We start from the raw sequence: 23685 nt of genomic DNA on the forward strand, positions 1-23685 counted from the left end.
GGCCGAATATATGGGTGCAATGAACTCTTCTCAAAATTGATATCAAACATCTTGCAAACTGGATGGGTCCATATATGGCGGAAATGCAAATATTGCAGGAGCAATATATTTGCCAAAGGCCTAGCCTTACTCACTACTACGGGTTCATCTGCCACCTCACACCAACACTATCCTTGAGTCACCTCTTGAAATAATGCCTCCAACCCAACGCTGGAACTGATGCCAGGCTTCCCCAGTTATTACACTGACTCCCTGTAAGACTATTTTCAATAACATCAGTCACCCTCACTAACAATTTAGGTCTGACTAACTTTCTTATCATAAAGAGTGGGCTTCGCGCTATTTCGGACGCTTACCCACCTATACCGCCGAAACAGGTTACGGTTAGTTGTGTACACCTTACTTCCTATGGCTTCCTTGACCATCATGGATGATGGAAATGCAGATATTGCAGGAGCAATATATCTGTCAGACCCTACCGTTAGCCAGTAACGCCCTTGCCATTCGGATCATCTTCCCCTTAGTCAGGGTGATACTGCTTTCTTTCAAGCTGTCGGGTTTGCCAGCTTTGCTGGGCAAACAAAAAAGGAACCCTGAGGTTCCTTTTAAAAGTCATTTTGGACTATTTTACTGACTAGCAAAACCTAAGCCTTGCTAATCGGCAAACTCTCTACAAACAGAGAGTCTAATCTTTATTCTTATCGCGAATATGACCCACCATACGCTTACGACGACGCTCTTGGCTCACGGTTAGCTTCTTGGTGTTCAGGCCCTCAAACGGGTTGCCACCTTCTTGGAAGCGTAACTGGATTGGTGTACCAATCACTTTTAATGAACGACGGAAGTAGTTCATCATATAACGCTTGTAAGAGTCTGGAAGCTTCTTAACCTGATTACCGTGTACAACCACGATTGGAGGGTTGTAACCACCGGCGTGAGCGTATTTGAGCTTAACGCGGCGGCCGTTAACCAATGGTGGCTGGTGATCGTCTTGTGACATCTGCATGATACGCGTCAGCATTGACGTACTTACGCGGCGCGTTGCACTGTCATACGCTTCTTCGATTGACTCAAACAGATGTCCAACACCGGTTCCGTGAAGTGCAGAGATAAAGTGAATGCGAGCGAAATCGATAAAGCCTAAACGGCGATCAAGTTCTTTCTTCACGTGGTCTTTAACATTCTGGTCGATTCCGTCCCACTTGTTGACGGCAATCACCAATGCACGGCCTGCGTTTAACACGAAACCTAATAGACCTAAATCTTGCTCGGCAATACCTTCGCGGGCATCAATAACCAATAGCACGACGTTACTGTCTTCAACCGCTTTAAGGGTTTTAATAACAGAAAACTTCTCTACGGTTTCATGTACTTTTGCACGGCGGCGTACACCAGCAGTGTCAATTAGCACGTATTCACGGCCTTGACGCTCCATAGGAATGTAAATACTGTCACGAGTCGTACCTGGCTCGTCATAAACCACAACACGCTCTTCACCCAAGATTCGGTTAGTTAGCGTTGATTTACCTACGTTTGGCTTACCGATAATCGCAAGCTTGATTGGCAAGTCTTGCAGACGCTTTTGATCTGCCTCCGCTTGCTCTTCAGTGTACTCACGCTCTTCTTCTTCGTCATCACCGTCTTCTTGCTTAACGATACCCATCGCTTCTGCGTAAGGTGCTAACGAATATTCGATCATGTTGGTTACGCCACGACCTTGAGCCGCAGCCATTTGGTAAACTTCACCAAGACCTAGTGACCAGAACTCTGCACAAGCTGAATCCGCATCGATACCATCAACTTTGTTAGCAACAACGAAAGTTGTTTTTTCACGGCTACGTAAATGTTGAGCAATCGCAAGATCGGCTGCAGTTAGACCGGCGCGCGCGTCGGTCAAAAAGAGCACCACATCGGCTTCTTCAATAGCAGCAAGAGACTGCTCGGCCATGCGAGTTTCAATCCCTTCTTCAGTGCCGTCAATACCGCCGGTATCAACTACGATGAACTCATAACCTGCAAGATGTGCTCGGCCATATTTACGATCACGAGTTAATCCCGGAAAGTCAGCTACAAGCGCATCTCTGGTACGGGTAAGTCGGTTAAAAAGGGTCGACTTACCAACGTTTGGTCGCCCTACAAGGGCCACAACAGGAATCATTTAATTGCCTCTATTACTCTATTTCTAATAACTAAAAAGCCCCCAGATACACATCCAGGGGCCTTATCATCTCTAACGACTTGGGCTTACGGAAGTGTTACTCGAACCACTTGTCCACCACGAGTCTGCACATATAGGTTGTCATTAACCACCAATGGCTGACTGTATAAACCAGAGCTATCGACTTCTACTCGTCCAACGATTTGACCGTCTGACTTGTTTAGGAAGTGAAGATACCCCTCAAAATCACCTACTACTACGTAATCTTTAAACACGACTGGCGCGGTTAAACTACGGTTAGCAAGTTCTGCATTATTCCATAACTCTAGACCATTTCGTCTATCAACAGAATAAATGCGGCTGTGATCGTCGACCACAAATAGGCTTGCGCCCGAATAAGCGAGCTCATGGAAACTTGAATAGCTACGTGACCAAACCACGCGACCCGTTCGCATTTCCATCGACACTAAATTGCCATTATAACTAACAGCGTATAGATTTTCGCCTACTAACAACGGCTTCATATCTATATCGGCCATACGAGAAAACTCATTGCCTCCCGTCGGTGTATAGATAGCTTGTTCCCAAGCAGCTTGGCCGTTATTTTTAATGACTACTGCGATTTTACCATCAGCGGTGCCAACAAAGAATCCACCGGCGTCATATGAAGCTGAACCTGTACCACGTAGGGTCAAGGTCGGTAATTGATTCTCATAAACCCATTGCTGAGTACCGTCTTCCACGTCGAACGCTTCTAACGTACCTGCACCTGTGTTTACCACAACAACGTCTTCGCCGACTGTAGGCGCTGATAATAACTCGCCACCGGCAATAACATGCCAAACGGCTTCGCCTGTCGCTGCATCAAAAGCCGCTAACAGGCCGCTTTCTCCGCCCACAAAAATCTTGTCACGAGCAGCAGTTACCCCACCCGCTAGACGTGCGCCTTTGTTTTTAGCTAAGGCATTATCTCTAAATGCTGAACTAAAGTCATTTTGCCAAACACGCTCACCCGTTACTTCGTCAAACGCTTCGACTTTACCGTAACGGTCCGCAACAAACAGTTTGTCATAACGCGCCGCTGGACGTAGGCGAGAATAATAGTCACCTACCCCATTCCCAACGTTTGCACTCCAGCTAACTTCAGGAAATACACTCGCTTCAATTTCGCTAAGTGGTGTAATCGGTTCTTCTTCTACATCGCTAGATGAACAGGCAGATAACATACCTATGCTCATGCCGCATGCGAGCAGTGTTTTGCACCAAGACTTCATGGGCAGATTCCTTATGCCTTGTTCAGATTATCAAGCTTCATTTGTAATGTTGGACTCGTCATAGTGCCACCATTATCTACCGCAGTTTGATAGGCAACCTTTGCCTTTTCTGTTTCACCTTGGCGTACTAAGAAATCACCTTTCAGCTCATCTCTTTGAGCCTTCGATGCTGGATCGGTAACTTGATCTAATGTGGTAATCGCTGTCGCATATTGACCTTGCTCAGCTTGTACTCGCGCTAAACGCATAGTGGCAAGCAGTACAATACTGCTATCAACATTGGTTGCAATCACAGTCTTTAGCGTTGTTTCTGCTTTTTCTAGATCGCCGGCTTCAACTGCTGACTTGGCCACTAATAGCTCAAGTAGTGATTGATAGCCTTTTTGACCGTGCTCTTTAGCAAAGTTTTCAGCCGACACTAACATAGCAGCGTCCGCGCTATTTTGCGTGCTCAATGCTTGGAATGACTCAGAAGCGGCTTCAGCTTGAGCCACTTGATGGTCAGAATAATAGTTCCAACCGAATAATCCACCTAAACCAACAACGGCACCCACAACAACTGAAGTACCGTAATCTTTCCAGAACTGTTTGATAGCATCTACTTGTTGCTCTTCTGTGCTATAGATATCCACTTAGTCTTCCCCTTTTAAATCAGTTCTGCAATATAAGTCGCCAATGCGTCACGGGCAACCAATTCTTGTGCTTTATCTTCACGAAGGTGTTTCACTGCAACCTGGTTATTGGCAAGTTCATCTTCGCCAATCACTAATGCTACTGCGGCACCGCTCTTATCAGCTCGCTTCATCTGCTTCTTAAAGTTACCGCCACCACAGTGACTCATGACTTTAGCGTTAGGCAAGTTTGCTCTTAGTTCTTGGGCGATTTTAAACGCCTCAACTCGGCAATTGTCACCCATTGCTGTTACATATACATCAACAGCAGGGCCAATGTCTTTGTCTAGCTCTAGGGTTTCTAGCAGTAATACAATACGCTCAAGACCCATTGCAAAACCTACCGCAGGTGTTGGCTTGCCGCCAAGCTGCCCTACAAGCCCATCGTAACGTCCACCGGCTAATACAGTGCCTTGCGAACCTAAGCTTGATGTCACCCACTCAAAAACAGTGCGATTATAATAATCCAAACCACGCACTAGGCGAGGATTGATTGTGTATTGGATACCGACAGCCTCTAAGAGTTCACATAAATGTGAAAAATGTGAACGCGTGTCTTCACCAAAATAATCCATTAACACTGGCGCATCGGCCAAAAGCGCCTGTACATCTGCGTTTTTCGAGTCCAGAACACGTAACGGGTTGCTGTACATACGACGTTGGCTATCTTCGTCTAATACGTCTTTATGCTGCTCTAAGAACGCAATCAAAGCATCACGGTAAGCCGCGCGCTCTTCAACATCGCCTAAGGTGTTTAGCTCTAGGGTCACATGCTCGGTAATACCGAGTTTTTCCCATAGCTTGGCAGATAGCATCAATACTTCAGCATCGATATCTGCAGTTGGGATGCCATACACTTCAACGCCAAACTGGTGGAATTGACGATAACGACCTTTTTGCGGACGTTCGTGGCGGAACATTGGGCCCATATACCAAAGACGTTGCTCTTGGTTGTATAGCAAACCGTGCTCATTACCCGCGCGAACGGTTGAGGCAGTGCCTTCTGGACGTAGCGTTAAGCTATCACCGTTTCTATCTTCAAAGGTATACATCTCTTTTTCAACAATATCAGTTACTTCACCGATAGAGCGCTTAAAGAGATCTGTACTTTCAACGATAGGAGTACGAATTTCGCTGTAACCGTATGAACCTACGGTTTCACGTAGTACGGTTTCAAGTTTTTGCCATAAAGGACTTTGAGTAGGCAGAATGTCATTCATTCCGCGAATCGCTTGGATCTGTTTTGCCACTGTTCGACTCGTCAAATTTGCTAAATAAAAATTAAAAAACGCCTCGCATTATAGGCGTTTCGAGACTAAACGTACAACAGGTGCATTCACCCATAAAAAATCACAAGCCCGCAGAGCTGGCTTGTGATGACATTGTACTTACTTATTTAAATCTTGAGCCGGAATACGACCTGCTACTATCGCCGCTTTAGCACGAATTTTCGCTTCTAAAGAATCAACGATATTGTTGTTGTCGAAACGCTCTTTTTGACGCACTCCGTCAGCATAATAACCGCTCATGCGATTGCCACCGGTCAAACCAATATCTGACACTAGGGCTTCACCGGGTCCATTAACCACACAACCAATAATCGACACATCCATTGGCGTTACGATATCTTCAAGACGTTGCTCAAGCTCATTAACCGTTGATATCACATCAAACTCTTGGCGTGAACACGATGGACAAGCAATAAAGTTAATCCCGCGTGAACGAATGCGCAGTGATTTAAGAATATCAAAGCCGACTTTAATCTCTTCGATTGGGTCCGCTGCCAGCGAAATACGTAGCGTGTCACCAATACCGTCAGCAAGCAACATACCAAGACCAACCGCTGACTTGACTGAACCCGCGCGTGCGCCACCCGCTTCGGTGATACCGAGGTGCAGTGGCTGAATGATTTGTTTAGCCAACAAACGGTAAGACTCAACCGCTAAAAATACGTCTGAGGCTTTTACACTGACCTTAAACTGATCGAAGTTTAAACGGTCAAGAATATCCACATGGCGCATTGCTGATTCGAGCAGGGCTTCTGGTGTTGGCTCTTTATACTTATCCATTAGATCTTTCTCTAATGAACCACCATTCACACCAATTCGAATGGGAATATTTTTATCACGGGCGCATTCAACGACACTGCGAATACGCTCTTCGTTACCGATATTACCCGGGTTAATACGCAGGCAGTCCACGCCGTACTCTGCCACTTTTAGAGCGATACGGTAGTCAAAATGAATGTCGGCAATTAACGGGATATTCGTTTGTTGCTTGATCAGCTTAAAGGCTTCTGCCGCGTCCATTGTTGGCACAGATACGCGAACAATGTCAGCACCGACCTTTTCTAACGCTCTAATTTGTGCAACCGTCGCTTCAACATCGGTAGTACGTGTATTGGTCATCGACTGCACCGCAATCGGTGCGCCGTCACCAATAGGAACGTTGCCAACATAGATACGGCTTGATTTGCGTCTAATAATAGGAGATTCGTTATACATCGTCTTTGTGCTCTGTGATCGGTTATTGTCCAGCGAATGGCAATGTCATTCTTGCCACCTTACCGCTAGGATACTGCTGCAAACTAATCGCTTTACCATTTAGTTTGATATTGACTACTTGCGGAGCGCCTAACGTTACCGAAAATGGCTCTGCCCCATTAAGAATAAGTTCGCTGCCGGCTTTGCTAAGATCGCTAACCAAGACTTTGCCATTGGCATCGGCCACTTTTATCCAGCAGTCACCGGTTAAGTTTAGCGTGAGAGTAGAACCTATGCCGCTATTGTCATCGCTAGTTGACGTCTGAGCCTGCGCTGTAGCTGGCAATGCGATGTCATTGGACACAGAGCCATTCGCAGTAGACTCATTAGCAATAGCGTCATTTGAAGCCGCAGATAGTGTGTCTTGCCCTCCCGCTGTAACACTTGCAGATGGCTCATCAATAATAGTGGCGCTGGTTTGCTCAACACCTGAATCGCGGTTATCGACAAGTATTGCCTCTGTACGACTAGGAAGACCCACTTCAACCGAGGCGGCCACCTCTTCAACAGTAGGCTGTGAGTAATCGACCGCAGCGTCCATTGAGGACTTTTGAAACCACCACCAGACCATCAGGCCAAGTAATATAAATACGATGATATAGGTCAGCGCCATCAGGCGACCGTCGCGGGCCTGGCGAGTCGTTTTGCGTGAAAAGCTTTGCATTGACGGTTTTTCTTCGCTCTCAAGCTGCTTATCCAAGCACGCTTGCACGATAAATGGATCCGCTTGCACTGTACGGGCATAGTTTTTCACATAGCCTCGCACGTAAGTTGCGGCGCCCACTTGTTGTAAATTGTCAGCCTCAATCTGTTGAATGATAACAGGACGTAAATGCAATTGTGATGCAACCGCCTCTACCGACAGCCCTTTGTTTTCTCGGGCTGTTTTTAGCAAAACGCCCAGTGTGAGCGTCGGCTCATCCACTAGGCTTTCATTATCTACATTGGGCTCTTGATTCTGTTCATTTTTCATTAATGCATACTAGCCCGATATTCTTTGGCCTGAATCGACTGCGGAAACTTTGCCAGCAATAAGATACCGAATCGTCTTACCGCATTTTCGTCATTCAAACCTTGTTCAATTTTAATCCCGAGCGACAGACTGGTTGCAGACTCTGCCGTTACCCTATGGTAACGAGATAACTGTTCTCTAGCATCAACATACTCACCCTCTTCTAAATCGATCTCGGTCAATTCAATAAGAGAGGTACGTCGTCTAGAGTCGTACTGCAGCGCCATTGCAAAATATTTTTTCGCTTGGCTAATTTTTCCCGCTTTACGACTACAAATACCTAAATTTTCATAGGTGGACGCCGAGCGAGTATACAGAGGTTGAGCAATCGCTTTGAGAAACATCTTTTCTGATTCAGCATAGTTACCCTGCTGACACAAAAAAGCACCGAAGTTATTGTACGAGTCACCCGTGGCGTCACTCGCATTTATCGCTTTTCTGTATGCTTGTTCTGTTTTCTCTAGCTCACCTACGGATTGATAGTAATAAGCAAAGGCAATATGCACTTCTTCCAAATTTGGAGCAAAAGCCAACGCTCGATCGAGGTTAGCTTTGGCTTGTTCACTATTGCCTTTTTGTAGATAGGTTAAGCCGAGTTGTATCCGTTGACGTGCAGCGGAAACCTTATCGACTTTACGTTCAGAGACAGGGATATCGGTCCCTGCATAGGTATCTTGGGTCACGCACCCCGTTGTCACCATAGATGACACGATTAATACCAGTGGCAACACCAGCTTACTCTGATTCATTGTTGCGCCCATCTACCTGTAGATACAAAGAGTTAGTTCATTGTGACTGAAATTTGGCTCTGTTGCATTTGTTTTTTCGCTAAACGCTTAGTTCTATCGCGAATATCACCCGCTAGCTGACCACATGCTGCGTCGATATCATCACCACGAGTCTTACGCACAATAACCGTAAGACCATATTCCATCAAGACTTTCGAGAATCTATCAATACGAGAGTTAGATGAACGGCCATATGGAGAACCAGGATAAGGGTTAAATGGAATCAAGTTCACCTTACAAGGCGTATCTTTCATCAATTTAGCCAGCTCGTGTGCTTGATCAGTACTATCGTTAATATGATCGAGCATGACATATTCTACCGTTACGCGGCCACGGTTTGCATTTGATTTCGCAATGTAACGACGAATGCCCGCTAGGAACTCTTCTAGTGGATACTTTTTATTGACGGGTACAAGCACATCACGAAGCTCGTCATTTGGCGCGTGAATGCTCACTGCCAATGCAACATCTAATGCATCACCTAGTATATCTAATGCAGGCACGACACCCGATGTCGATAGCGTGACGCGACGCTTAGATAAGCTAAAACCAAAGTCATCTAACATGATATCCATCGCTGGGATCACATTCTTAAGGTTAAGCAATGGCTCACCCATGCCCATCATTACCACGTTGGTAATAGGACGATCGCCAGTGTCTTTAACGAAGCCGATAAAGTCAGCAACGCGCCATATCTGGCCAACGATTTCAGCAACAGTTAGGTTACGGTTAAAGCCTTGCTGCGCGGTTGAGCAGAAAGTACATTCAAGCGCACAACCAACTTGTGATGATACGCACAAAGTTGCACGGTCTTCTTCAGGGATGTAAACCGTCTCAACTTCTTGACCGTCGCCAACGTTAATGGCGAACTTAATCGTACCATCAATCGATTTTTGATAGCTTGAAATCTCAGGCGCCACAATTTCACATTTAGCAGCAAGCTTTGCTCGCAATACTTTGTTAATGTTAGTCATTTCTTCGAAGTCACTGACGCCAAAGTGATAAATCCATTTCATCAACTGATCAGCACGGAATGGCTTTTCACCCATTTCGGTAAATAGCGCTCTTAATGCTTTACGATCAAGATTCAATAAATTGATCTTCTTTTCACTCATTTTGTCTAACCTCAAAAAACCTAAAACCAGCTTGTGGGCGGCGAATTATACAGATCTTAACAAATATTAGCCAGCGGCCTCTCACCAAAGTTAAAAACCTGTGCTAGAATCCGCGCAGACTACTTCTGGTCTGCCATTTGGAGGTGTAATTTCACCTTTATGATAACCCTTATCATTATAATATTAGTCGCGATTACAGTCTCTTTTCTTTGTAGTGTATTTGAAGCTGTATTGCTTTCTGTTACACCAAGTTATATTGCCTCGTTATCGAGCACCAACCCAGGTGCAGCTAACCGGTTACGTAAGCAAAAAGAGAATGTTGAATCTCCTCTCGTTTCTATTCTTACGCTTAACACTATCGCGCACACCGTTGGTGCTGCTGTTGCTGGTGCACAAGCCGCTAAGGTATTTGGCGATGAGATGCTAGGCGTATTTTCTGGTGTTCTTACCTTCTTAATTCTCTTTTTCTCTGAGATCATTCCTAAAACATTGGGTGCAAACTACTGGCGCTCACTAGCTCCTGCTGTTTCTATCGCATTAGTTTGGATGGAACGTGGTACTTTACCTCTCATTTGGATGTCTAAGCAGGTTACTCAGTTAATGGGTAAAGGCGATGAAGGTCAGTATATTCGTCAAGAAATGAGTGCAATGGCTGAGATTGGTCGAGCATCTGGGGAACTCGATGAGCAAGAGTCGAAGATTTTGACTCAAATGCTGTCAGTTAAAGAGATGCCTGTTACTGCGATCATGACGCCAAGAACGGTCATGTTTAGGTTGCCTATTGATTTGACTCAAGATGAGTTTGCTAAACGATTTATCTCAAAGCCGTTTACTCGAATTCCTGTGTATGACGAAGACCCTGATAATATTATCGGCTACGTTAATAGAAACGATATTTTACTTGCCGAGCGTAACACTCCAAAAGAGTCGATTGCTGTACTTAAAAAGAGTTTATTGGTGATCCCTGAGACTGCCAAGATTTTGCCTCTTTTTGAGTTAATGATTAAGCGTAATACCAAGATTGCTATGGTGGTTGATGAATACGGTTCTAACGAAGGTATTGTTACCTTAGAAGATATCGTTGAGTCACTCCTAGGGCTTGAAATTGTTGACTCGAATGATCAAGTAGCTGACATGCAACAATTTGCACGTAAGTTATGGAACCGCCGCATGAAAGACAAAGGCATAGTGTTGTCTGATGATGGCGATTTCGAACAAGAAAAAAAATCAGAACAAGAGAAGCCTAAATCTAGCTAACATCTGATCTTTGTGTATTAACGACGCTGTTCATTAGACGTCAAAAAAAGGGAGCTTGGCTCCCTTTTTTAATACCTCCAATACACCATACTAGCGCTTCATGCACCTCCTCTACCAACATCACCTAGTATCACTCCTGTCTATCTTTTAACTCTTTGGCACCCAGTTCAGTACATCTGGTTCTTTAAAACCGCACAAAATCTCCTTGTTATTATTTATACCGCCCGTGCTATAATCCTTGTTTGGTCCAGAGGAATAAGATGACAACTGTACAAACTAAAATAGAGCAATATAAATTAAAACTTGCCCACATAAATGACACCCACTCTCACTTCGATGCAAACCGTATTCAGTTTACGATTTATGAGCAACAAAAAGAGCTGACTCTTTATAGCCATACTGGTGGTTACGCCCGAATTGCGTATCAGCTCAAGCAAGCAAAAATAGCGGCCAAAGACAGTCAACAAGATTTTCTCTTCCTGCATGGTGGCGACAGTTTTCAAGGCACGCTTTACTTCAATGAATTTAAAGGTAAGGCCAATTCAGACTTATTGAATATGCTTGAACCTGACGCCATGGTGCTCGGCAATCATGAAATAGACGCCGGTAACGAGCCGGTGCTCGATTTTCTTAACGATATTAATTTTCCGCTTCTCGCAGGCAATATGGACCTTAGCCAAGAGTGTCAGCACAAACCGGCGCGCCTAGCTAACCATCGCAACTTACTTGATTTTGACCCACAGACGCAAACGGCGAAAGTGCTGCTTAAACCATTGGGCGACAAGCAAGTGGCGACTTTTGGTATCACTCTTGATCAAATGAAAGAAATTGCGGGGCCAGACGAAGACACTCATTTTATTAACGCTATAGAGACCACCAAGCGCACAGTATCGCAGCTAAAAGCCGCCGGTATTGAGCATATTATTGTGCTTAGCCATTTAGGTCTCGCTCAAGATAGAGAATTAGCGACTGAAGTCGATGGCATCAGCGTTATTGTTGGTGGCCACTCACATACGCTACAAGGCGACTTTAGCGCGCTTGGCTTGTCTGATATGCCTTACGGCGAATGTATCAATGACACAGCGATTGTGCATGCGGGGAAATACGCTGAAACGTTAGGACTCGCCGATATCACCTTTGATGCCTACGGCAAGGTCATCAGTCTTTCTGGTGGTAACTACTTCATGTTAGATCAGCAGTTTATTCTGCAAGCATCAAATGATGTGAGCCCACAAGATTACGTAAATGTACGACAAACATTAGCATCTCATCCACTCATATTATGGGACGGTGAAGATAGTCAGGTACAAGCGAGAATTTTACAAAAATATCGCCCTAGCCTAGATGCGTTGAATAACAAAATATTGGGCTTTGTGCCCAAAAACCTAGTTCATACCCGCTTACCGAGTAAGGCCTTACCCCATGGCAGTGAAATAGCGCCTTGGGTTAGTCGAAGTATGTATCAAGAAACCCATGAGTTAGGGATCAATGTCGACTTCGCGCTACATAATGCCGGTGGGGTGCGTCAATCTCTTGATAAAGGGGATGTTAGCTTAGCGGAAGTGGTTGGTCGTATTCTGCCATTTGATATTCCCCTCGTAAGGTATGAGATCCAAGGTCTGTATCTATTTCAAATGTTAGAGTCTGCGATTAATGCTGCAACCAATAACAGTGTCATAGGTACTGGCGCAGGTAGCTTCCCTTATACCTATGGTTTGAAATACTTTTATGATGGCAGGCAAGCGTTAGGGCAACGTATTATTAAACTGGAAGTACTGCGTATTGTAGAGGGTAAACAACTATGGTTACCTCTGGACGCCGATGCTTATTACACGGGCGTTTCATCTTCTTATACCGCATCGGGTAAAGAAGGTTACTTCCCCATCTTGCAAGCTAATTGGCAAAAGGATATCGAAGGGTTAACTCTACCAGGGGCCTTTATTCGCTTTATTAGCAAAGCGCAAGCGCTGGATGAAATCTTGGAACCACAGGTTTATTACACTAGCCACAATCACCCTTGATATACCCAAACGACTTGAACATGCTCATTTCAGAGGCCTTGCGCGAGTTCAATTCTAGGCGTATTAGCGTAGGAATGGTAACTCCCTTTTAAGCTAGTGCAACAACGAAGTGGGCTTGCGCAAAGCCTTCTTCGATGGGTTTTAATGCACTTTCTGCTGCGTTATTGATCTTGCTAAGGGAACAAGCATTAACTGCAATCAACGCCTTGCTTAAAGCGCATTAAATTCCCACTGAACCCTGCATCTTCAGGTTGCTTGGGTATATAAAGGCGTTAACTTGAGTCGTTATGGGCAATGTTCCGCCTTGCCCTTAGCTCAAACTCAAGCCGTATTAGCCATACACTCGCTATACCAGACTCAATAAAAGATGAGTAAGCAAAGGCCTGTTCGCTCCCAGTCAAATCGGTGCTTTAATCGCTAACTTGTGTTGTCACTTAATTAAATCTTTAGTCATACTGAAATTCACTAGCACTTGCTCACCTCGTTGATGACTATTTTGGCATTTGGTGTGAAACCCAAACCGCTCAAAAAAAGGCTTAGCTAAATAAGACGCTTCGACCGTCAATTGCACTAAATCTAAATCTAATGCTTGAGCCTCAAGCGTCTGATATAGCGCACTCGCAATGCCAGTGCCGCTGAAATCTGGATGAACAAATAGGCAATCAACCTCTGCGGTGAGCGGAGCTTTATTACTAGCAAGATTAGCGCCCGGCTTATCTACAACCTCTAACGAGCTATCAATTTCGGCGCTATCGTCCAAAATACTTCCAAGATTGTATGCTCTGACATTCTTTAAATTTATAAAAGCTACGACCTGCCGTTCGATTTCAGCAACCCAAGTCAATGTCCCCGCTAAACGCTCAAGCCAAGCTTCATCACTGCGTATCGTCGGTGACCAGACTGCACGTTGTTGCTCGTTATAATGAGAGCCTGTACCGAGATTAATGCTTAAGTGAAAAACTTGAGCGAGCTGCGACACATCATCATTCGTAAATGGCCGCACCTGAATTATCGGCTTATTCATGCTGTTATTCCTTTTCAACATTGCAACTAAATCCTTTGCAAGCTCCCTTACTAACTGATGTGCTCAGCCATGTTAAAGCTAATGTGCTAATTCATGTTCAAACTCATGTAAAACCCCATTATCACCACGCCTCGTTTTTCTTGATAACTACGGTGCCTCAACTTAAAGCCCTCCGACTCAAATAAGGGCTTAGAGAGTTTAGATGCATCAACAAACAACTCAGGATAGTTATGCTCAGTTGCCCATAAGGCTAGTGCTTTATACAGCGACTTGGCGATGCCTTGCCCTTGATAGTCCGGATGTACATAGAGACTGTCGATATAGCCACGACTATTAAATTGAGTTTCGAGGTTGATAAAACCACAGCAAAAAGCGCCCCCTGCCCCTATCGGCTGATCGTCAACCATTAACCAGGTTTGCGAGCGCGATAGTCGCTTATGCCAGTGATATTGTGATCGCGGCGCAAATGACCAAGCCATTTTTTCATCAAGACTATAAATATCATCACTTATCTGATTAATGGCCTTATGTGCCAATACAGAGATATCGGCAGCATAACTTTTTTGATAAGGGATCAGTTTCAGCATGAATAATGTTCACTTACTTTGGGCGATTGAGGGTTGCGGGTAATATGGCTATTGAGCCTATATTTTGCGGTAGTTTGACACAAAAGAAAATGGCGTAGACTCAGTCTACGCCATTTAAGGTTCATTATTTACTGCCTAGCGGTTCCGCTTATGGCTTTAAAATGACAATTACTTCTTATCGATGCGGCCAACAAACAGTAGCTCATCAAAAGTACGATTTAGTGTTTTACTGCTAAAATCGTTCATCCACATCTGCTCTTGAACAACAACAGTGTCGCCCTTTTTAACTTCGATCTGTGGACCCGCTGCCCAAAATGTTTTGTCAGCTTCTTTAATTTGTACGTAGGTATAACCGCCGCCATTCATAGTATCAACGACTGTTCCCTCATGCATAACACCTTGTGCCCATGCGCTAGAGATACCGAGTGCTAACGTTGCTGCCGCAGCCAATTTTACTAGTTTAGCTATCATCGGAAATTTCCTTTAAATAAATTATTAATTCATCAGTATTAAAGCATGCAATAGATTATAAATCTCTAATTAGTCTCAACTATAGAGAGTCAATATTCAACTATTAGATCCAACTCTCATTACAAAGTATTTTAATCCCTATCACGGAACTTTCTTAATTACAGTCTATTTATCACTCAATTAGCGCCTGTACGCTTAGCTTCGTCTAATATGGGTTGCAACATACCTTCAAGCCCATTTAGTTTTACTTCATACATTAACGCTAGTTGCTGACCCAACTTCCCCTCAGGAAAGCCTTGTGAGTGAAACCAAACTAAGTAAGGCTCCGGCAGTTCCAGTAAGCGTCTGCCAGCATATTTTCCAAAAGGCATTTTTTGCGTAATGGCTTCAAGCAGAAGTTTTTCATCCATCACCGAGTCCCCACTAAAGTATTATCTAATCCAAACTTGTATTGCGGCGCATTCTATCAAAGTTTTCTGGAAATGCAGCGCTAATAAAGACTCCGTCAGTAACCATGCCAAATTATCAACAGATCAGGCCAAAACTTGCATATACCATTTGGTAATACTAATAGCGCAATCGATATCACATCGAAATAACCAAACTTATTAATGAGCCATTAAACGTGAAAATCAGCCCGGTATTTATTCGGATATATTGAATAATTATAAACCCCGTCAAGATAAGTAATTAATTAACTTAACAAATAACCACTATCGGCAACACTTTTAACTTGGCGCCAAAAAACCAACAAAACCGAACAAAACGTCAAAAAAACACCACTCGTCAACACGAATAAAAACGTCAAAAATCATACAGTTGACGAAGGCAGCCATTCGACCTAGATTAAGCTTACAGTGACAGAGGGATGAAGTGGATTGCCGTTATTAACAAATTCCATATCACCTGTACGCAAACTGTTACTTACCTTCATTCTCATAATAATAAAAATACATTAACCGCGTACAAGAGGAAAACAATATGATCATACTCGTCGGTGGCGAAAAAGGTGGTAGTGGTAAAAGTTGCCTAGCTCAAAATGTCGCTGTATTTCTCACAGCAGAATGCCAAGCCTCTGTTATTATGGTTGATTGCGATCCTCAACGTACGACATCAGATTGGATCCATGCGCGTAATAACAACCCGGATTTACCCAGTATCAACTGCGTGCAACTCTACGGTAAGATTCGTAATGACCTTCTGAGTTTAGAACAGCATTATGACTATGTCATCGTCGATTGTGGGGGCCAAGATAACTTAGCACTGCGTGCAACTATGTCAGTGGCATCTCACGTGCTTATGCCACTGCGCCCTAAGCGTCGAGACTTAAAAACGGTTAGCCATATGGATGATATTGTCGCTACTTGTATGATGATTAACCCAAAAATGCGCGCCACATTTGTTATTACTCAATGCCCAAGTCTTCCTAACCAAGCCAACCGTATATTTGAAGCAAAAGAAGTGTGTAAGACATACGACATCAATGTGTTAGATGCGATTACCTATAGCCGAAACATCTATGATGACAGCGAAGAGTCTGGTTTATCGGTACTCGAAATTGAACCTAAAGGCAAAGCCGCTGGAGAGATTAGAGGTATCGCCTGTGAAATGCTGCAAGTTAACAATGCGACAGAAATTCGTAATCGCCTTGCCGAAAAACACATGAACAAGATGAGAGGTAATTATGGGTCTGGCAGATCTCAAGAAAAACTCTACGCCGTCTAGTTCTACCCATAGGCAGATCCAAACGAGACAGCTAGCACTCGATGATCTAATCGATGACTTTATTAACGATGCGAGTCGTTACGCTTCAGGCCAAGAAGTACTTGCTACCAGCCAAAGTAAAGTCATTGATTTAGAGCGACAGAAGGCGCGGTTTCAGCCTGAGTTTAGAAGTAATTTACTCTGTACTCAGCATGCTGAAACGGTTTTAACGGTAAAAAAAGGAAATTGCCCAGTCAGAAAGGCAACCTTTACCTTAACGGAGTCAGCCATCGCTCACTTAGCAACACTGGCCGATGACTGCGATATAGCAAAGTCAAAGTTGATTCGCTTCTTAATTGAACATCATTTCAATTTAAGCCCAGAACAAAGAAAGCAAAAGGAAAAAAGCATTATCGTTGAATAATACCAATCAGTATAAAGATTTGACCGCTCAGCGAGAGTTTAGCGCTTTTGAGGCAAGGTAACGAGTGAAGAGCATAGTTATTCTACGTTTAAGCTTGTTAACGCAGCATCGGATGCGCTAAAACTCGCCTGTAAGGAGGTTTTTTGGCTTCCTACTTCTGCGTTGAATGACTTAGCTAGGGAACAACCATTCCATCATCCATCCGTCTTGAATTAGTTCGCCAAAAATACTCTGAGTAGATCACTTTCTTATACTGATTGGTATAGTTCTCCCTTCCCTTAGCTGGCAGTAACCCGTCAATGTTGAAGTATTGTGCTGCCAGTCTTTTTCTTCTCAATCATAACCCTCGCTACAAATCCAAACGAACTCAAACGAACTCCAACTAAAACGGACGAATCGAATCGGCCCGTGGTTGAATCTTGCTCACTGCGTCCATATATCAACACTAACGCTTAATAAAAAGGATATCTATGTTAGCGATTTTTCTTATCCTACTCATCAGCAGTAGTGTGATTGTATGGATTGCTAGTGCGTCATGGCGCGCTCGTCGCCGACGACAACGGGTTAACCAGCAGCCTTTTCCTCATGAATGGCGTGATATTTTAAAACGGCGTATCCCGTTCTTCAGAGTATTACCGGCTGATCTGCAGCTACAGCTAAAAAAACACATTCAAGTCTTTATCGCCGAGAAGCATTTTGTCGGCTGCGATGGTCTAAAAATCAACGACGATATTCGCGTCACGGTAGCCGCACAAGCCTGCTTACTATTACTCAATAGGCAAACCGACTTTTACCCAAGATTAAAAGAGATCTTGATTTATCCATCAGCTTTTATTGTCGAAAACCAGCAACAACATGGTGCAGGAGTTGTGTCTGCTCAACGAAGAGTATTATCGGGTGAATCGTGGCAACATGGTCGAGTGATACTGTCTTGGCAAACGACCAAACATGATGCAGCAATACCTGATGATGGCAGTAATGTTGTGATCCATGAATTTGCCCATCAATTAGATCAAGAAGATGGTCAAGCGAACGGCGCCCCTATTTTAAAAAACATTGCCGACTACGCATCATGGTCTGAAGTGCTATTACAAGAGTATCAAACTTTAGTCAGCGCCTCTGAGCACGGTGAATACTCACTATTTAGTTACTATGGAGCGACTAACCCAGCCGAATTCTTCGCGGTAGTGAGTGAGGTGTTTTTCGAGCAACCCCATGAAGTTATTAATCAACACCCAGCACTTTATCAAGAGTTGAGTTCGTTTTATCAACTCGATCCTGTGAATTGGAACTAATACCAATCAGTATAAAGATTTGGTCGCTCAGCGAGAGTTTAGTGGTTCTGAGGCAGGGTCATTGATTGAGCCTTAGTAACTGCTCCTGCGTGACTCTACCTCCTATATCCATATAGTCGTGCATTAATGGCATTCACAACGTCCAGGTTGTTTACAACGAGTGAAGAGCATAGTTACTCTATGGTTAAACTCATTAACATCATTACAAGGATAGATATGTTCAATTTTAGTGCCTCAAAAGCTCTATGCATTTTATTGTTACTCTCAAGCTCAATTTCAATCAATTCACTCGCCAGTGACATGCCGAGAAATGATAAGCAGCAAGCAACAATGGTTTTGGATGCTTTGAACCAATACTCTTCTACTGCCGATTGGGATAACTATTTTGCACTATACGATGAACAGGGGATTTTTATTGGTACAGATGTAAACGAGCACTGGGGAAAAGTAGAATTCGAACAATATGCCAGGCCCACTAAAGGATGGCGTTACGATTTAGTAAGCCGAAAGATGACACAACACGGTGACGTGATCTGGTTTGACGAAATTTTATCGAGTCCATCTTACGGCGTGAGTCGCGGCACTGGTACCCTAATAAAAACCAACCAAGGCTGGAAAATAGCGCAATATCACTTAAGCTTCCCTATCCCAAATGCCATAGCAAAATCGATTACCCAACAAATAAAGGCCGCAGATAAATAACGACTTTTTGCTCCTGAGGATAAATTTAAAGCGCCACAGGCTAGCGCTTTAAATTTAACTTAAAATCTCAATTAGCCCGTACTACCATTATTTAATCGAGGCAGAGAAGCACACATTCGCCATATCAACCAAATGGCTAAAGCTTATAAAGTCATCTTGGGATAAACGCCGGCCTGAACTATCTCTGTCTGCATATACCACACCAATCGCTGTATGATCCATTATAAGAGGCGCAAGCATAAAGCCCGTTGCTGCGGTTATCGCTGAAATTTCATCATCCATAAATAAACGCCATTTAGATGATCTTGGATTATCAATGAAAAGCGCCTTCTTTAACGAAATGCAATCTTGGAATACGCTTTTTGCACTATTCAAAGAAATATTAAACGAGGCTTTCATTTGCTGTGCCCCCTCACCATACACCATTCTAGACGTTAAATTTTTTCGGTTAGGTGTCATCAGTAACACACAGCAGCGGTCAACGCCAACACCCGTTAAGATGCCTTTTAATGCTATAGAAAGTACTAGATTAAAATCTTGTTTATGTAATGCGCACTGAGTTAGTTCACGCAAACACTCTAGCTGACGGTTAGCATCTGCAGCATAGATAATAACGCTTGGTTCAGTATCCTCTAACTCATCAGATAGGTATTTGGGGTCAGGTAAATGCTTCACCAAAATCCGCGCACCATAGGCATCAGCCATGGTTTTAGTCGCTTTATGACAGCGAATTATCCGCCCCTTAAGCTCACCCACCTCTAAACCTAACATATCAGCAGTTTGTTTTAATCGCTTCGACAATTCTGACATGGATGGCTGTGCTTGGCACAGTATTTCGCTGAGCTTATTAGCCAAAAAAATACTGCGGATCTCTGGTGTTCGCTCATCTGGCTGGCTCAGTGACTTTATCAGTAAACGACCTAATCCCCAGCTCCTTGCGAGCCCTAGAGACAATTGTTCAAACGTGGTGCCAAGCAGTTCTCGAGTGACTTTATTCATCTCTTGTGACGAATCACAATGGTTAAGCTTATTATCAAGCACCAAGGTTTCGGTGCAGCCAGTACTCCAAAAAGCACTTTCTCCTAAGTGATAAAGCAAAGAGGCAATGAAAACCTCTTCTTGTAACTCTTCATCATAATCTTTGAGTAACATCTTGGTGAGCATTGCAGCCTGAAATGCTTGTGCCATCAGCTTCAGCATTCTGTTGTAAACGCCCTCTGAAAGCCCTTCGGATTCAAGTAAACTGCTGAGTAATTTAGCGGTAATACAGATATTCTTAATCGTATCAAAACCCAGCACTACCGCTGCACGGCTGACGGTGGTCACTTGGCTAATGCCCTTACTGTAGGTCACGCTGTTTGCCACTCGCAAAATTCGGGAGGTCAATGCATTATCATGCATGACACTCTTACCAAGAATCGATAAAGAAGAGACATCATCCTTTGCCAGTTTTTCGAGGGTTTTTACCGTAGAGCAAAGTGCAGGCATCTCTTGGTCACTAATGCGATTAGTCCAGTATTCAACGCCTTTACATCGACTGTTTTCTCTATTAATTGCTTTCAAGTTACTCTCATCTTATGGCTGCTGGCCATCAAACAATGCAAGTGATGCAGTGCTCTAATTTCGTCCTTGAAAATACACATAACTCGCTACGACTATGCTGGCAATATCAGTGTTCTCAATATCAATGATAGAACCTATAGCTATATTCTATACGTTAATTGCTAACAATAAACCCTTTACAGTTCATCAACAAATATAACTTTTGTCAAACCATAGTGGTGTTGAATAAAAAAAACGACTCCGAAGAGTCGCCAATCACAAGCAAAACACACACAACAAAAAGTGTAGTGTTAATAATTTAAAAACCCGCACAGCACGTAGGAATACCGTGCGGGGGACACAAGCTACAAATTGTAGCCAAACTTTTAAATCGTAAAATTTACGCTGTTAAGACTTGGTAACCAGGCTCAGTAAGAAAACCAACCAATTCATCTGAAGTGATGATTTCATCCAGTAATACAGCGGCCTGAGTAAAGCTACCGTGGGTAAAACAATCTGCCCCCACCTCTTCTTTAACCTGGGCAAGCTCCTCTACCAGCATCTCTTGAAACAAAGCGTTAGTAACAAGAGCCCCAGAACTGAGTGGCTGTTGATGCTTTATCCACTGCCAAATAGAAGTACGACAGATCTCTGCCGTGGCCGCGTCCTCCATTAATCCGTAGATAGGAACGCAACCATTACCGTTAATCCATGACTCTATATATTGCAGTGCAATACGGATATTAAGCCGCAACCCCGCTTCCGTTCGCTCACCTGTTGCAGGCATCAATAGCTCTCGTGCGTGTATCGGTGCATCAACGTCTCGAGTTATATGTAACTGATTGACGTGATCTTGGCCTATGTATTCATTAAAAATAGCCATCGCGGTATCGGCAAGTCCTGGATGGGCAACCCAGGTACCATCATGCCCATTACGGGCTTCAAGCTGTTTGTCTTGCTTTACTTTTTCTAGTACTTGTTGGTTTAAATCAGCTTCCTTTACCGGGATATAAGCCGCCATTCCGCCCATAGCTAACGCACCACGTTTATGGCAGGTCTTTATCAATAAACGTGAATAAGCACTTAAGAATGGTTTGTCCATGGTCACCGACTGCCTATCTGGTAGAACACGATCACTATGATTATTTAACGTTTTAATGTAGCTAAAGATATAATCCCAACGACCACAGTTTAATGCGACGATATTTGAACGAAGCTCAAATAGGATCTCATCCATTTCGAATACCGCAGGCAAGGTTTCAATTAAGCAGGTGCACTTAATCGTACCTGGCTGAAGGCAAAAGCGCTCCTCAACAAATCTAAATACTTTAGCCCACCATCTAGCCTCGAGATGACTTTCTAGTTTGGGGATATAAAAGTAAGGTCCACTGCCCTTACTTAATAACGCGCGGTAGTTATTGTAGAAATAGATACAAAAGTCGAATAGCGCAGCAGGAATGGCACTCCCCGCAAACTGCACGTGTTTTTCTAGCATATGTAAACCACGCACTCTGCAGATAAGCACCGCGGGGTCGTCATTTAGTGAGTAATGTTTACCTGTCTCAGGTGCGGTATAACTAATATCGCCGTTAACCGCATCACGCAGGTTTATTTGTCCTTGCACCACTTTTTCCCAGCTTGGCGCAAGTGAGTCTTCAAAGTCAGCCATAAATACTTTAGCGTTTGCATTAAGCGCATTAATGACCATTTTTCTTTCAACAGGGCCGGTGATCTCAACCCGCCTATCTTGTAAGTCAGCAGGAATACCTCTGATCTGCCAATGTCCTTGACGGACAGCTCGAGTCTCTTCTAAAAAATCTGGCAGCTCGCCTAGATCGATATGCTTTTGCTTGTGCGTTCTGCGAGCAAGCAATTCAGGGACCTCTGGCGCAAATTGCTTACATAAGGCTTTAAGTAAACACAGCGAGCCCTCTGTTAACACTGTTTCTTGCCCTGCGACAGTGTTACCGTTAATCAACAACTCCTGAGTCGACGACGTCGTTTCTGTTGTTTCTTGCGCTGCTGTTAATTGCTCAGTCATCTTTGATCTCCTAAAACTGTACTCATATAGCTAACAATAACCAGACCCATTTTGCTAATGATTAAACTCGTCACTATTGAAATTGCTTAATCACAACATCTAGCTAAAACGCGGTACTCAATCAAATGGATTATCATGCAACCGATGTAATCGTTAATCATATGTTGATTTACCACAAAACCTACTGACTAAAGAGGTAAGTTGCAAGCGACCCCAAGTCATACAAGTCTTTTACTGAAGCCTACCGCCCATCAGAAACGGGCTAAAGGCGCACATCACCAGCAAAGACAAATCCCTTAAAAAACAAAGCAATAAAAAAAGTAAGCAATAGTTTCTTTGTTGAGGTAAGTAAGTTGTAAGAAAAATTGACCAAGGTAATAAATTAAAAGTAATTCCGTAATAAAATTACACCTCGTAACGCTGGGTTGACACGGAAACATTGAAACCTGCAGGCTGCAGATTTAAGCTAGTGTTTACTCTCACATAGCGACACACAGATATAAATACATTTAAAACAATGATATAAAAACAGATATCCACCTCTAACATTTAAACGACTGTTTTAATATTACGCTTACGTTAACGGTATATTTTTGAGTTACAGCTAACGCAAGTTGTGACTCGATAAATATTGACTAACATTGAGAAAAACATTGGTTTAAATGTAAAAAAGTTCATTAAGCGGCAAAAACTAAGTTAATTCGTGATGTTAAGCTACGAACTAAGCACTAAATCAAAGTGCTTTTATTAAGCACTCATGGGGGATTAAGAGCTCTTTGGCTTATGTTGTCGTTGCAGAATTAAGTAAAATAGAGGCATGAGATTAAATTCACGACGTTAAGCCAAATGCGACGCAGGGGTCGTTGTCACGAGGTTTAAGAAAGCAAGTAACAATGGAAGCTCAATAACCAAGCAAATAACCAAGCCCAATACTGAAGCCATACACTAAAGTAATCTTGATCTTAAATTAATCGTTATTAGTTGAAGTGAAACCAGAGAAATAAAGTATGTTGTCCAACTTAAAGTCAGAGTGAGGTAACGTTAGAGTAGAGACAG

Annotated in this window: 20 protein-coding genes; 6 read left to right on the plus strand and 14 right to left on the minus strand. The window is 43.5% G+C overall.

Annotation, left to right across the window (positions count from 1 at the left end; all coding sequences use genetic code 11):
- Nucleotides 1–685 precede the first annotated feature (685 nt).
- From der to ACVBIL_RS11595, 8 genes are all read right to left on the minus strand, one after another.
- Nucleotides 686–2158 (minus strand): ribosome biogenesis GTPase Der, encoded by a 1473-nt coding sequence (der, locus tag ACVBIL_RS11560; protein ID WP_447167134.1) that lies wholly within the window; start codon nt 2156–2158, stop codon nt 686–688.
- Nucleotides 2159–2244: 86 nt separating this feature from the next.
- Complete coding sequence (bamB, locus tag ACVBIL_RS11565) at nt 2245–3432, minus strand: outer membrane protein assembly factor BamB (RefSeq protein WP_447167135.1); 1188 nt, start codon at nt 3430–3432, stop codon at nt 2245–2247.
- Between the two features lie 11 nt (nt 3433–3443).
- Nucleotides 3444–4064, minus strand: coding sequence for a tetratricopeptide repeat protein (locus ACVBIL_RS11570; RefSeq protein ID WP_447167136.1), 621 nt, complete (start codon nt 4062–4064; stop codon nt 3444–3446).
- A gap of 14 nt (nt 4065–4078) precedes the next feature.
- On the minus strand, nt 4079–5353 hold the full coding sequence (gene hisS, locus ACVBIL_RS11575; protein ID WP_447167137.1) for a histidine--tRNA ligase: 1275 nt from the start codon (nt 5351–5353) through the stop codon (nt 4079–4081).
- Between the two features lie 138 nt (nt 5354–5491).
- Entirely contained in the window at nt 5492–6607 is a 1116-nt protein-coding gene (gene ispG, locus ACVBIL_RS11580) for a flavodoxin-dependent (E)-4-hydroxy-3-methylbut-2-enyl-diphosphate synthase (protein WP_447167138.1), read from the minus strand.
- 22 nt (nt 6608–6629) lie between these two features.
- Nucleotides 6630–7619 (minus strand): RodZ domain-containing protein, encoded by a 990-nt coding sequence (locus ACVBIL_RS11585; protein ID WP_447167139.1) that lies wholly within the window; start codon nt 7617–7619, stop codon nt 6630–6632.
- Complete coding sequence (gene pilW, locus ACVBIL_RS11590; RefSeq protein WP_447167140.1) at nt 7619–8407, minus strand: type IV pilus biogenesis/stability protein PilW; 789 nt, start codon at nt 8405–8407, stop codon at nt 7619–7621. Before pilW ends, ACVBIL_RS11585 begins: the two co-directional genes overlap by 1 nt.
- Before the next feature lie 32 nt (nt 8408–8439).
- Nucleotides 8440–9561, minus strand: a complete 1122-nt coding sequence (locus ACVBIL_RS11595) for a bifunctional tRNA (adenosine(37)-C2)-methyltransferase TrmG/ribosomal RNA large subunit methyltransferase RlmN (protein WP_447167141.1) — start codon at nt 9559–9561, stop codon at nt 8440–8442.
- A 159-nt stretch (nt 9562–9720) separates the two neighbouring features.
- Here ACVBIL_RS11595 and ACVBIL_RS11600 point away from each other — a divergent pair, with 159 nt between their 5' ends.
- Both ACVBIL_RS11600 and ACVBIL_RS11605 read left to right on the plus strand, forming a co-directional pair.
- Nucleotides 9721–10818 carry a CNNM domain-containing protein gene (locus tag ACVBIL_RS11600; RefSeq protein ID WP_447167142.1) on the plus strand — a complete coding sequence of 366 codons (1098 nt, stop codon included), beginning with the start codon at nt 9721–9723 and terminating at the stop codon, nt 10816–10818.
- Nucleotides 10819–11078: 260 nt separating this feature from the next.
- Nucleotides 11079–12839, plus strand: a complete 1761-nt coding sequence (locus ACVBIL_RS11605) for a bifunctional metallophosphatase/5'-nucleotidase (protein ID WP_447167143.1) — start codon at nt 11079–11081, stop codon at nt 12837–12839.
- 430 nt (nt 12840–13269) lie between these two features.
- On the opposite strand, the gene ACVBIL_RS11610 is transcribed toward ACVBIL_RS11605, so the two are convergent.
- The 4 genes from ACVBIL_RS11610 to ACVBIL_RS11625 all read right to left on the minus strand — a co-directional run bounded on the left by ACVBIL_RS11610 (nt 13270) and on the right by ACVBIL_RS11625 (nt 15331).
- Nucleotides 13270–13863 (minus strand): GNAT family N-acetyltransferase, encoded by a 594-nt coding sequence (locus ACVBIL_RS11610; RefSeq protein WP_447167144.1) that lies wholly within the window; start codon nt 13861–13863, stop codon nt 13270–13272.
- A gap of 86 nt (nt 13864–13949) precedes the next feature.
- Nucleotides 13950–14450, minus strand: a complete 501-nt coding sequence (locus ACVBIL_RS11615; protein ID WP_447167145.1) for a GNAT family N-acetyltransferase — start codon at nt 14448–14450, stop codon at nt 13950–13952.
- A gap of 168 nt (nt 14451–14618) precedes the next feature.
- On the minus strand, nt 14619–14921 hold the full coding sequence (locus tag ACVBIL_RS11620) for an NrfJ (protein ID WP_447161181.1): 303 nt from the start codon (nt 14919–14921) through the stop codon (nt 14619–14621).
- Nucleotides 14922–15097: 176 nt separating this feature from the next.
- Nucleotides 15098–15331 carry a DUF3820 family protein gene (locus tag ACVBIL_RS11625; protein ID WP_447167146.1) on the minus strand — a complete coding sequence of 78 codons (234 nt, stop codon included), beginning with the start codon at nt 15329–15331 and terminating at the stop codon, nt 15098–15100.
- 571 nt (nt 15332–15902) lie between these two features.
- On the opposite strand from ACVBIL_RS11625, the gene ACVBIL_RS11630 reads away from it, so the two are divergent.
- From ACVBIL_RS11630 to ACVBIL_RS11645, 4 genes are all read left to right on the plus strand, one after another.
- Nucleotides 15903–16646: an AAA family ATPase gene (locus ACVBIL_RS11630; protein ID WP_447167147.1), complete on the plus strand. Its 744-nt coding sequence runs from the start codon at nt 15903–15905 to the stop codon at nt 16644–16646.
- Nucleotides 16606–17049: a CopG family transcriptional regulator gene (locus ACVBIL_RS11635; RefSeq protein ID WP_447167148.1), complete on the plus strand. Its 444-nt coding sequence runs from the start codon at nt 16606–16608 to the stop codon at nt 17047–17049. Before ACVBIL_RS11630 ends, ACVBIL_RS11635 begins: the two co-directional genes overlap by 41 nt.
- A gap of 470 nt (nt 17050–17519) precedes the next feature.
- Complete coding sequence (locus ACVBIL_RS11640) at nt 17520–18344, plus strand: M90 family metallopeptidase (RefSeq protein ID WP_447167149.1); 825 nt, start codon at nt 17520–17522, stop codon at nt 18342–18344.
- A gap of 216 nt (nt 18345–18560) precedes the next feature.
- Nucleotides 18561–19046, plus strand: coding sequence for a nuclear transport factor 2 family protein (locus ACVBIL_RS11645; RefSeq protein WP_447167150.1), 486 nt, complete (start codon nt 18561–18563; stop codon nt 19044–19046).
- 87 nt (nt 19047–19133) lie between these two features.
- On the opposite strand, the gene ACVBIL_RS11650 is transcribed toward ACVBIL_RS11645, so the two are convergent.
- A complete protein-coding gene (locus tag ACVBIL_RS11650) occupies nt 19134–20609 on the minus strand; it encodes an HDOD domain-containing protein (RefSeq protein WP_447167151.1) in 1476 nt (491 codons plus the stop codon).
- A 379-nt stretch (nt 20610–20988) separates the two neighbouring features.
- On the minus strand, nt 20989–22629 hold the full coding sequence (aceB, locus tag ACVBIL_RS11655) for a malate synthase A (protein ID WP_447167152.1): 1641 nt from the start codon (nt 22627–22629) through the stop codon (nt 20989–20991).
- Nucleotides 22630–23685 lie beyond the last annotated feature (1056 nt).

Source organism: Shewanella sp. 125m-7 (assembly GCF_052977045.1).

Coding starts and splice junctions, on each gene's coding strand:
- der (WP_447167134.1), bottom strand. CDS start 2,158: ATGATTCCTGTTGTGGCCCTTGTAGGGCGACCAAACGTTGGTAAGTCG.
- bamB (WP_447167135.1), bottom strand. CDS start 3,432: ATGAAGTCTTGGTGCAAAACACTGCTCGCATGCGGCATGAGCATAGGT.
- ispG (WP_447167138.1), bottom strand. CDS start 6,607: ATGTATAACGAATCTCCTATTATTAGACGCAAATCAAGCCGTATCTAT.
- ACVBIL_RS11585 (WP_447167139.1), bottom strand. CDS start 7,619: ATGAAAAATGAACAGAATCAAGAGCCCAATGTAGATAATGAAAGCCTA.
- pilW (WP_447167140.1), bottom strand. CDS start 8,407: ATGAATCAGAGTAAGCTGGTGTTGCCACTGGTATTAATCGTGTCATCT.
- ACVBIL_RS11595 (WP_447167141.1), bottom strand. CDS start 9,561: ATGAGTGAAAAGAAGATCAATTTATTGAATCTTGATCGTAAAGCATTA.
- ACVBIL_RS11600 (WP_447167142.1), top strand. CDS start 9,721: ATGATAACCCTTATCATTATAATATTAGTCGCGATTACAGTCTCTTTT.
- ACVBIL_RS11605 (WP_447167143.1), top strand. CDS start 11,079: ATGACAACTGTACAAACTAAAATAGAGCAATATAAATTAAAACTTGCC.
- ACVBIL_RS11610 (WP_447167144.1), bottom strand. CDS start 13,863: ATGAATAAGCCGATAATTCAGGTGCGGCCATTTACGAATGATGATGTG.
- ACVBIL_RS11615 (WP_447167145.1), bottom strand. CDS start 14,450: ATGCTGAAACTGATCCCTTATCAAAAAAGTTATGCTGCCGATATCTCT.
- ACVBIL_RS11620 (WP_447161181.1), bottom strand. CDS start 14,921: ATGATAGCTAAACTAGTAAAATTGGCTGCGGCAGCAACGTTAGCACTC.
- ACVBIL_RS11625 (WP_447167146.1), bottom strand. CDS start 15,331: ATGGATGAAAAACTTCTGCTTGAAGCCATTACGCAAAAAATGCCTTTT.
- ACVBIL_RS11630 (WP_447167147.1), top strand. CDS start 15,903: ATGATCATACTCGTCGGTGGCGAAAAAGGTGGTAGTGGTAAAAGTTGC.
- ACVBIL_RS11635 (WP_447167148.1), top strand. CDS start 16,606: ATGGGTCTGGCAGATCTCAAGAAAAACTCTACGCCGTCTAGTTCTACC.
- ACVBIL_RS11640 (WP_447167149.1), top strand. CDS start 17,520: ATGTTAGCGATTTTTCTTATCCTACTCATCAGCAGTAGTGTGATTGTA.
- ACVBIL_RS11645 (WP_447167150.1), top strand. CDS start 18,561: ATGTTCAATTTTAGTGCCTCAAAAGCTCTATGCATTTTATTGTTACTC.
- aceB (WP_447167152.1), bottom strand. CDS start 22,629: ATGACTGAGCAATTAACAGCAGCGCAAGAAACAACAGAAACGACGTCG.